The sequence below is a fragment of the Streptomyces sp. NPDC033178 genome (genome assembly GCF_055577685.1).
This window is the reverse complement of sequence record NZ_JBVIPT010000008.1, coordinates 256,523-265,534: the sequence shown is the minus strand read 5'-3', so window position 1 is coordinate 265,534 and position 9,012 is coordinate 256,523. Positions and strand designations below refer to the sequence as shown.

General features: G+C 70.3%; 10 protein-coding genes and 2 tRNA genes. 2 read left to right on the top strand and 10 right to left on the bottom strand.

From position 1 onward, the window contains the following. Positions 1-6: 6 nt before the first annotated feature. From ACZ5VQ_RS21865 to ACZ5VQ_RS21825, 9 genes are all read right to left on the bottom strand, one after another. Positions 7-1,062 carry a UDP-N-acetylmuramate dehydrogenase gene (locus tag ACZ5VQ_RS21865; RefSeq protein WP_469106339.1) on the bottom strand — a complete coding sequence of 352 codons (1,056 nt, stop codon included), beginning with the start codon at positions 1,060-1,062 and terminating at the stop codon, positions 7-9. 82 nt (positions 1,063-1,144) lie between these two features. After that, positions 1,145-1,522, bottom strand: a complete 378-nt coding sequence (locus ACZ5VQ_RS21860) for a DUF3291 domain-containing protein (RefSeq protein ID WP_362073501.1) — start codon at positions 1,520-1,522, stop codon at positions 1,145-1,147. A 65-nt stretch (positions 1,523-1,587) separates the two neighbouring features. Continuing rightward, a complete protein-coding gene (locus tag ACZ5VQ_RS21855; protein ID WP_469106338.1) occupies positions 1,588-3,033 on the bottom strand; it encodes a DHA2 family efflux MFS transporter permease subunit in 1,446 nt (481 codons plus the stop codon). 93 nt (positions 3,034-3,126) lie between these two features. Then, positions 3,127-3,696 carry a TetR/AcrR family transcriptional regulator gene (locus ACZ5VQ_RS21850; RefSeq protein WP_469106337.1) on the bottom strand — a complete coding sequence of 190 codons (570 nt, stop codon included), beginning with the start codon at positions 3,694-3,696 and terminating at the stop codon, positions 3,127-3,129. A gap of 161 nt (positions 3,697-3,857) precedes the next feature. After that, entirely contained in the window at positions 3,858-4,286 is a 429-nt protein-coding gene (locus tag ACZ5VQ_RS21845; protein WP_469106336.1) for a MaoC family dehydratase, read from the bottom strand. 4 nt (positions 4,287-4,290) lie between these two features. Continuing rightward, positions 4,291-4,743: a MaoC family dehydratase N-terminal domain-containing protein gene (locus ACZ5VQ_RS21840; RefSeq protein WP_200397730.1), complete on the bottom strand. Its 453-nt coding sequence runs from the start codon at positions 4,741-4,743 to the stop codon at positions 4,291-4,293. An 88-nt stretch (positions 4,744-4,831) separates the two neighbouring features. Continuing rightward, positions 4,832-4,996, bottom strand: a complete 165-nt coding sequence (rpmG, locus tag ACZ5VQ_RS21835; RefSeq protein ID WP_003948671.1) for a 50S ribosomal protein L33 — start codon at positions 4,994-4,996, stop codon at positions 4,832-4,834. Between the two features lie 96 nt (positions 4,997-5,092). Further along, positions 5,093-5,165: transfer RNA gene (locus ACZ5VQ_RS21830), tRNA-Met, on the bottom strand. Between the two features lie 46 nt (positions 5,166-5,211). Beyond that, positions 5,212-5,284 (bottom strand) — tRNA-Thr (locus tag ACZ5VQ_RS21825). Positions 5,285-5,522: 238 nt separating this feature from the next. Here ACZ5VQ_RS21825 and ACZ5VQ_RS21820 point away from each other — a divergent pair. Then, a complete protein-coding gene (locus ACZ5VQ_RS21820; protein WP_469106335.1) occupies positions 5,523-6,806 on the top strand; it encodes an amidohydrolase family protein in 1,284 nt (427 codons plus the stop codon). Positions 6,807-7,046: 240 nt separating this feature from the next. Here the strand turns inward: ACZ5VQ_RS21820 and ACZ5VQ_RS21815 are convergent, their stop codons facing one another. After that, entirely contained in the window at positions 7,047-8,228 is a 1,182-nt protein-coding gene (locus ACZ5VQ_RS21815; RefSeq protein ID WP_469106334.1) for a hypothetical protein, read from the bottom strand. A gap of 65 nt (positions 8,229-8,293) precedes the next feature. Between ACZ5VQ_RS21815 and ACZ5VQ_RS21810 the strand changes: the two genes are divergently transcribed. Then, on the top strand, positions 8,294-8,950 hold the full coding sequence (locus ACZ5VQ_RS21810) for an NAD(P)H-binding protein (protein WP_362073519.1): 657 nt from the start codon (positions 8,294-8,296) through the stop codon (positions 8,948-8,950). Positions 8,951-9,012 lie beyond the last annotated feature (62 nt).

Below are 9,012 nucleotides of genomic sequence, written 5' to 3'. Positions count from 1 at the left end.
GGCGCCTCAGAGGCTGACGCCGACCGTCACCGGTTCGTTGACGAGCGTGATCCCGAAGGCGGTGTGGACGCCCGCGACAACCTCGCGGGCGAGCGCGAGGAGGTCCTCGGTGGTGGCCTCGCCGCGGTTGGTGAGGGCCAGGGTGTGCTTGGTGGAGATGCGGGCGGGGCCGCTGCCGTAGCCCTTGGTGAAGCCGGACTTGTCGATCAGCCAGGCCGCGGAGGTCTTGGTGTGCCCGTCGCCCGCCGGGTACGCGGGCGGGAGCACGCCGTCGCCGAGGCGCTCCTGCACGCGCGCGTGGAACGCGGCGAACTCCTCGTGGGTGAGGATCGGGTTGGTGAAGAACGAGCCGGCCGACCAGGTGTCGTGGTCCTCCGGGTCGAGCACCATGCCCTTGCCGGAGCGCAGCTTCAGGACGGTCTCACGGGCCTTCTCCAGCGGCACGCGGTCGCCGGGCTCGACACCGAGGGCGCCGGCCGTCTCGGCATACTTGATCGGCGCGGACAGCCCGGACGCGTTCTCCAGACCGAAGCGGACGCGCAGCACGACGAAGCGCTCGGGGTCGGCCTTGAAGCGGCTGTGGCGGTACGAGAAGGCGCATTCGGCGTTCGGGACGGTGACCGTCTCGCGGGTCCGCCGGTCGTAGGCGATCACTTCGGTGATCGTCGACGACACCTCCTGGCCGTACGCCCCCACGTTCTGGATGGGTGTCGCGCCCGCGGAGCCCGGGATTCCGGCGAGGCACTCGATGCCCGCGAGGCCGGCCTCGACAGTGCGGGCGACGGCGTCGGTCCACACCTCGCCGGCGGCCAGCTCCAGCTTCGTACCGTCGAGGGCGAAGCCGCGGGTGGCGATGCTCAGGGCGGTGCCCGCGAAGCCCTTGTCCCCGATGACCAGGTTGGATCCGCCGCCGATCAGCAGCAGCGGCGTGCCGGAGTCGTCGGCCTCGCGGACGGCGGCGATCACCTCGGCGTCGGTCGTGGCGGTGATCAGGCGCGCGGCGGGGCCGCCGAGCCGGAAGGTGGTCAGCGGGGCGAGCGGGGCGTCGTGGAGTTCCAGCACGTGCCCAAGAGTACGAGAACGGCCCCGCCGGTCGGGGCGGGGCCGTTCTCCTGGCCGGGCAGCTGTTCGCGGGGGCGGTCGGTCACAGACGGCGCAACGCCTCCGGCCAGTCGAGCGGGAGGTCGTCCGCCGTGACCGTCCACGAGACGAACTTCGCGTCGCGCATCTGGGGGCCGAGACCGCGGGCGGTCGGCGCGTGCGTTCCGGAGCGGGCGAACGCCTTGAGCGCCGCGGGCGACTCCCAGGCGGACAGGGTCCAGAAGGTCCGCCGCAGCGGGGCCGCCCTGAGCGTGGCGCCGTACGCTCCGGGGGCTTTGCTCACCTGGCGCCAGACGGCCGGTGTCCTGGCGAAGAACTTGAGCGCTCCCCAGCGGGTGCGGGTCTCGAAGCGGGAGGCGAAGACGTGCACCTCGGCGCCCTGCGGCGGCTTGTTCGGCACGGTCCAGGGAAGGGTGGGCATGACCGGACCCCTTTCGGTTTGATTTCCGAACTCTCGTGGGTTTGGCTTCCGGACTCGGTGAGTCCTCAGTGGGAGGCCGTCTCCAGCACCCGCTCGGGCGCGGCCTCCGCGCTCTCGTCCCCCGCCTCGGCCGCACGGCGACGACCGGGGATGAACAGCGCCGCGACTCCCGCCACGGCCACCGCGGCGGAGCCGACCCAGAGCGCCGGCTGGGTGCCGTCCACGAAGGTCTGCGCGGTCCCGTAGCCGCCCTGGGCGGAGAAGATCGAGGCCATCACCGCGATACCGAGCGCGCCGCCGACCTCGCGCAGTGCGTTGTTGGCGCCGGACGCGATGCCCTGCTCCTGCGGCCGGACGCTGGACATGACCAGGCTGGAGGCGGGGGCGAAGAAGAGGGACATACCCACGCCGCTGATGATCAGGGCGGGCAGCTGCGTGGCGTACGGCGTGTCGGGCGCGATGACGGTGGCGAACCAGCCGAGCCCGACGGCCTGCAGGAACAGACCCGCGGCGACGACCGGGCGGCCGCCGATCCGGTCGGACAGATAGCCGGCGACGGGCGCTATGAGCATCGGCATCCCCGTCCAGGGCAGCATGCGCAGCCCTGCCTGGGTGGGCGAGTAGCCGAGGACTCCCTGCATGTACTGGCTGAGCAGGAAGATCGAGCCGAACATCCCGAGGAACATCAGCAGGCTTGCCGCGTTGATCCCGGCGAAGGCCCGGTTGCGGAAGAGCCGCATCGGCAGCATCGGGTTCTTGGCGCTGATGCCGTGGAGCACGAAGCCGACGAGCAGAGCGGTGCCCGCGAACAGCCCCAGCAGGACTATCCCGTCGGTCCAGCCGACGACGGGCGCCCGGACCAGCCCGTACACGATCCCGAAGAGGCCACCGCTGGCCAGCAGGGTGCCGCGGATGTCGAGCGGGGCGCCGACGCCGAACGACTCCGACAGACGCAGCCGGGCGAGCGGCAGGAGCGCCAGTCCCAGCGGAACGTTCAGCCAGAAGATCCACTGCCAGGAGATGTGCTCGGTGAGGCTGCCGCCGATGAGCGGCCCCGAAGCGACCGCGAGACCGTTGACGGCACCCCAGATCCCGTACGCCATCCCGCGTTTGGCGGCCGGAACGGCGGCCGTGAGCAGGGTCAGCGTCAGCGGCATCATGATGGCGGCGCCGACGCCCTGGACAGCGCGGGCGGCGATCAGCGAGTCGATGCCGGGCGCCATGGCCGCGGCGGCGGACGCGCCGGTGAACACGGTGATGCCGACGAGGAAGAGCCGGCGCCGGCCGAACCGGTCACCCAGGGCCGCGCCGAACATCAGCAGCACGGCGAAGGTGAGCGTGTACGCGCTCACGGTCCATTCCAGATCGGGGAGGTCTCCCCCGAGGTCCTCGCGGATCGAGGGCAGTGCGGTGGTGACGACGAGGTTGTCGAGCGCCGCCATGAACCCGGCGACGCTGGTGATGACGAGGGCCCAGACGGCTCCCCCGCGACGTGCGGTCTGCTGTGACATCGCTTCCCCCAGCGGGTGATCGCTGACTTCGATTAGTTATTGCTGACTAACTTTCACGGGCGTGAAAAGGCAGCAATCTCCACTGCCCTTGATTCAGTGTTCGAGCCGGCCCTTGATCCGGGCCGAGGGGTAGAGCCCCTCCCAGACCCGGTGCTCGGGCGGGAACCCCATGGCCACCAGGCAGTTGACGAGCATTCCGTACGCCATGAAGGTCGTGGTCTCGTCGACATCGGCACCGAGCGGCAGATGGACGGTGTCCCACAGGCGCATCCAGCCCGCCCGTACCGCCTCGCCCAGTTCGTGGTCACCGGTCTGCTCGGCCGCCGCCACCGCGACATACATCTGCATCTGCATGAGCAGTTGTTCGGGATTCTCGGCGATGACTCTGGTGTACGCGTTGGCCATGGAGTGCAGGGCCTCTTCGCCCTCCAGCCCCTTGGCGGCGTCGGCGAAGGTGCGCATGGTCTCCTCCATGCACCGCTCGGCCGCGGCGAGGAAGATCGCCTTCTTGCCCGGGAAGAGCCGGAAGAGGTACGGCTGCGAGACACCCACACGCTTGGCGATCGCCTCGGTGGACGTGCCGTAGTAGCCGCCCCGGGAGAACTCGCTCACCGCCGCACGGATGACGCTCTCGCGCCTCTCTTCTGCGCTCATCCTGACCATGCGAACAAGTTAGTACTCAATCACTAACTAGGTCAAGGGGTGGGATGAGGAGAGAGGAAGCGAGAGACGCAAGAAGACAAGAAGTAAGGGGCGCCCGCAATGGCGGACGCCCCTTACTCACACTCCTCGCGCTCCTCGCACTCCCGTCGAGCCTCGCCCTGTCAGGCCAGGCGTACGACGGCCCGGGACATGCCCAGCACCTTCTGGCCCGCGCTCATCGCGACGAGGTCGACGCGGACGGTGTTGTCGTCGAGCTTGGCCGCGACCTTGCCGCTGACCTCGATCGTGGCGCCCTGGTCGTCGTTCGGGACGACGACGGGCTTGGTGAAGCGGACGCCGTACTCGACGACCGCGCCCGGGTCGCCGGTCCAGTCGGTGACGATCCGGACCGCCTCGGCCATGGTGAACATGCCGTGCGCGATGACGTCCGGGAGGCCGACCTCCTTGGCGAACTTCTCGTTCCAGTGGATCGGGTTGAAGTCCCCCGAGGCGCCCGCGTACTGCACGAGCGTGGCGCGCGTCACGCCGAAGGTCCGGGCCGGCAGTTCGGTGCCGACCTCGACGTCGTCGTACGAGATCTTCGCCGTCATCTGTTCACGCCCCCTCGGCCGCGCGGGACACGAGCTTGGTCCAGGCGGTCACCACGTGCTCGCCCGCCTCGTCGTGGACCTCGCCGCGGATGTCCAGAATGTCGTTGCCCGCCAGCGACTTGATCGCCTCGATGGTGGAGGTGACCGTGAGCCGGTCGCCCGCGCGCACCGGGCGGCGGTAGACGAACTTCTGGTCGCCGTGCACCACACGGCTGTAGTCGAGCCCCAGTTGGGGGTCCTGGACGACCTGTCCCGCGGCCTTGAACGTGATGGTGAACACGAAGGTCGGCGGGGCGATCACATCGGCGTGCCCGAGAGCCTTGGCGGCCTCCGGGTCCGTGTAAGCGGGGTTGGTGTCGCCCACCGCCTCCGCGAACTCGCGGATCTTCTCCCGGCCGACCTCATAGGGCTCGGTGGGCGGATAGGACCGCCCCACGAAGGACTGGTCGAGCGCCATGGGCCCGGCACCTCCTGGTTCGCAGCTGGGTGTAACGACGCGAGGCCGCCCCCCGGCTTCAGGGGACGGCCTCGTGTACGAGCCTGATTTATCGCGTTTCGCGGTGCGCGGTGTGCGCATTGCAACGCGGGCAGTGCTTCTTCATCTCCAGTCGGTCCGGGTTGTTACGCCGGTTCTTCTTGGTGATGTAGTTCCGCTCCTTGCACTCCACGCAGGCCAGCGTGATCTTCGGGCGGACGTCGGTGGCAGCCACAGGAGTGCTCCTTGACGAACGGATGGGACGAATGGCGCATTAACACATAGAAGAGTAGCCGATCGAAGGACCGACCCCACAATCGGCTACTGTCAGTAGCGGTGACCGGACTTGAACCGGTGACACAGCGATTATGAGCCGCTTGCTCTACCGACTGAGCTACACCGCTGTGATGTGATCGGTTCCCGTCTCGCGACGGGAACCTTCCACACCAGAGCCCCAATACGGAATCGAACCGTAGACCTTCTCCTTACCATGGAGACGCTCTACCGACTGAGCTATTGGGGCGAGCGATGAAGACATTACACGCTCCGCCACCGAACGCCCAAATCCGTTTCGCGGCACCTGCCCCGGCCCGTTCCGGGCCGCTCGCGGGGCGTTTCACGCGCCCCTCCCGCACGACGGACCACACCGGTACGACTATTCCGCTCCTCCTCGATGCACGCCGGTCGCCACCCTAGGCTCGACTCACGCTGCGTGATCTTGTGTCCCTCCTTCGCAGCCGCCGCCGAGCCCCAGGAGCGCGATGCCCGACAGTCAGCCGCAGCAGCCCCACTCCTCCTCGTCCTCGTCGAGCTCCTCGGGTTCGTCCGGCCGGAGCGACGGCTCCGACCTGCTGCTCTGCGGTGCGCGGCTCACCGACGGCCGGACCGTGGACGTAAGGCTGGGCGGCGGGCGCATCGAGGCGGTCGGCACGGCGGGCAGCCTCACCGCGCACAGCGCGCGCGTGGACCTCGCCGGCTATCTGCTCCTGCCGGCCCCGGCCGAGCCCCACACACATGGGGACACGGCCCTGACGGCGGACGGCGACGGACCGGTGTCGTACGAGGCCCAGGAGGTTCAGCGCCGTACGACCGAGGCCGCGTTGCTCCAGCTCGGGCACGGCGCCACCGCCCTGCGCTCGCACGTGCGCGTGGGCGATGTGCAGGGGCTGGGCTCGATGGGCGCGGTGCTCCAGGCACGGCGCGCGCTGCGGGGGCTGGCCGAGTTGACGGTGGTGGCGATGCCTCGGGTACTGACCGGGCTCGCCGGGGCCGACGGGCTGGCGATACTGCGGGACGCGGTGAAAATGGGCGCCTCCGTAGTGGGTGGTTGTCCAGATCTGGACCCTGATCCGACGGGATACGTGGAGGCGGTCCTGGAGGTTGCCTCCGAGCACGGCTGCCCGGTCGATCTGCACACGGACGGTGACGACCCGGCGCGGCTCGCACGGCTCGCGGCGATGGCCGGCGGACTGCGGCCCGGGGTGACGCTCGGCCCCTGCGGCGGACTCGGGCGGCTGCCCACCGAGGTCGCCTCTCGTGCGGCGGACCAACTCGCCGCAGCCGGCGTGAGCGTGATCTGTCTGCCCCAGGGCGGCTGCTCGGGCGTGGACCGCCGCGGGACGGCTCCGGTACGGCTGCTGCGGGCGGCCGGGGTGCGCGTGGCGGCCGGGAGCGGCGCCCTCAGGGACGTGTCGAACCCCGTGGGGCGCGGGGACCCGCTGGAGGCTGCGTATCTGCTGGCCTCGCGGTACGGGCTGCGGGCCGGGGACGCCTACGACGCGGTGAGTTCGTCGGCGCGGGCCGCGCTGGGGCTGCCCGAGGTGCGGGTGGAGGCCGGCTTTCCCGCGGAGTTGCTCGCGGTGCGCGGGGACCGGCTCGACGCGGCGTTGTCCCTGGCGTACAGCCGGATCGTGGTGCATCGGGGGCGGGTGGTGGCGCGTACGAGTGCGGTGCGGGAGTACTGCAACTCCGCTGTGACCGTGGCGTTGGACCTGCCTCGGCAGGGGAGGACGGGGCAGGCAGGGCGGGCGGAGGAGCCGTCGTGAGGCTGCTTGGGGCGTCCTGATGTCCGGAGGGGTGGCTTGAGGGATGTCCGGAGGGGTCGCCTGAGGGGTCGTGAGGGGTCACCTGAGGCGGGGCGCCTTTGTGCGTGGGCACGCGCGCGTGGAGGTCCGTTCGGGCTCCACGCGCGCGTGCCGGTGCTTTCTGAGTCCGCGCACCCGTGGTCGCCGGGCTGCCCGTCGCCGTCGGGCTGTCGTCGTGGCCATCGAGTTCCGGACGAGCCGTCAGAAGCCGCTCAGCATGCCGCCGGTGAACGGGTTGCCCGGGCCCCCGAAGCCGTCCGCGGGTATCTCGGTGGCACCGGACGGGGCGCTGACGTCGCCCGCCTCGCCGAACTTGACCACCAGGGGGAGCCGGGTGCCCTTCGGGCCGTCCGCGAGGGCGGCGAGGTCTACGGAGACACGGGTCAAGTCGCCGTTCTTCAGGGAGAAGTTGACGGCGATCTTCTTGTCCGGGGCGTCCTTGAGGTCCTCGTCGGTGGGCAGTTCGGCGCCCGCCGGAAGGTCGTCGGCCAGCGGACGGAGCTTGTCGAGGACACCGGTGAGCAGCTCGCGGAACGAGGCCTTGGCGACGATCCGTTCGACGCCGTCGCTGCCTCCCTCGTTGCTGAAGGTGACCTCACGGGCGACGACTCCGCGTACGGCCTTGAGGATCTTCTGCTGGGTCTTGGTGTCGATCTCGTCGGGCCCACCGGGCTGGTCGGTCCTGCCACCCTTGCCGTCCTTGTCGCCCTTCCCGGAGCCCGAAGTGCCGTTCCCGGCCCGGTCGAGCTCGCTGGTGTCGACCTTGGCCCACTTGCCCTCAAGTACCTTCTTGAGCTCCTTCTCGCTCTCGGGGAGTTCGTCGGCCGACGGCAGCGGGAAGCCCATGGCCCCACCGAGCGCCTTCATGTCGGCTCGGTAGTACGTGTAGTCGCCGACGAGACGGTATTCGGCCAGAACGCCGTCCGGCCCCGAGATCGTCACGGCCGTACCGACGAGATCCTTCTCACCCGAGTCGGCGAGCGGCTTCCGCGACTCGACGGACACCTTGACCCGCACGCCGGTGAAGAGTTCGGCGAGCTCGGGCGGCAACTCCTCGCCGGGCTCCGCCTCTCCGGCCAGTTTCGTGAGGGCGGCGGGCTTGGCGTCGAGTCCCAACTCGAAGGCCAGCGACTTCTTTTCGCCGAGCCCTTCGAAGGCGCGGTCGACCTTCTGACCGGCGGTGAGGTTCTCGACCGTGCCGCAGGCGGCCACGCCGGCGAGCAGCGCCGTGGTGCATGCGGCCGCGGTGAGGGTCTTGCGCAGGGCAGGGCGGTTGCGCGTGGCAGGGCTCATGCGCATCGCGCGGCTCTCGCGTGTGGTGGTGATGACGGTCTCCTTCATGACGCCGGGTGGCGTCACCCCTCGTACACAGTGATCGTTCATGAGACCCACGAGTTATCCACAGGGTTGTGCGGCGAGTGGGGTCGACCGGGCGTACGGTCGGAAACATGCGCATTGTCATTGCTGGAGGTCATGGTCAGATCGCGCTGCGGTTGGAGCGGCTGCTCTCCGCGCGCGGTGACGAGGTGGCGGGGATCATCCGCCGCGCCGAGCAGAGCGAGGATCTGCGGGCGGCCGGTGCCGAACCGGTCCTGTGCGATCTGGAGTCCGCTTCGGTGGAGGAGGTCGCCACGCACATGGAGGGCGCGGACGCCGCCGTCTTCGCGGCGGGCGCGGGCCCGGGCAGCGGGGCGGACCGCAAGAACACCGTGGACCGGGGCGCCGCCGTGCTCTTCGCGGACGCGGCCGCCCGGGCCGGAGTGCGTCGGCATGTGGTCGTTTCCTCGATGGGCGCGGATCCGGAGCACCCCGGGGACGACATCTTCGACGCGTATCTGCGCGCCAAGGGCGAGGCCGACGCGTACGTACGCGCTCACCGGGGCCTGGACTGGACGATCCTGCGCCCGGGAATGCTGACGAGCGACGCCGGCACCGGGCTCGTACGCCTGGAGGCCGCCACGGGACGCGGCCCCATCCCGCGCGACGACGTCGCGGCGGTCCTCGCGGAACTGGTGGACACTCCGGCGACGGCCGGGCTGACGCTGGAGCTGATCAGCGGGTCGGCGCCGGTGTCCGTGGCAGTGAAGTCGGTGGCCGGGAACTGACCGGGAGGACGCACGCGGGCATGGGGTGGCGATCGGCCGCCCCTGCCCCACGAGCGACAGGG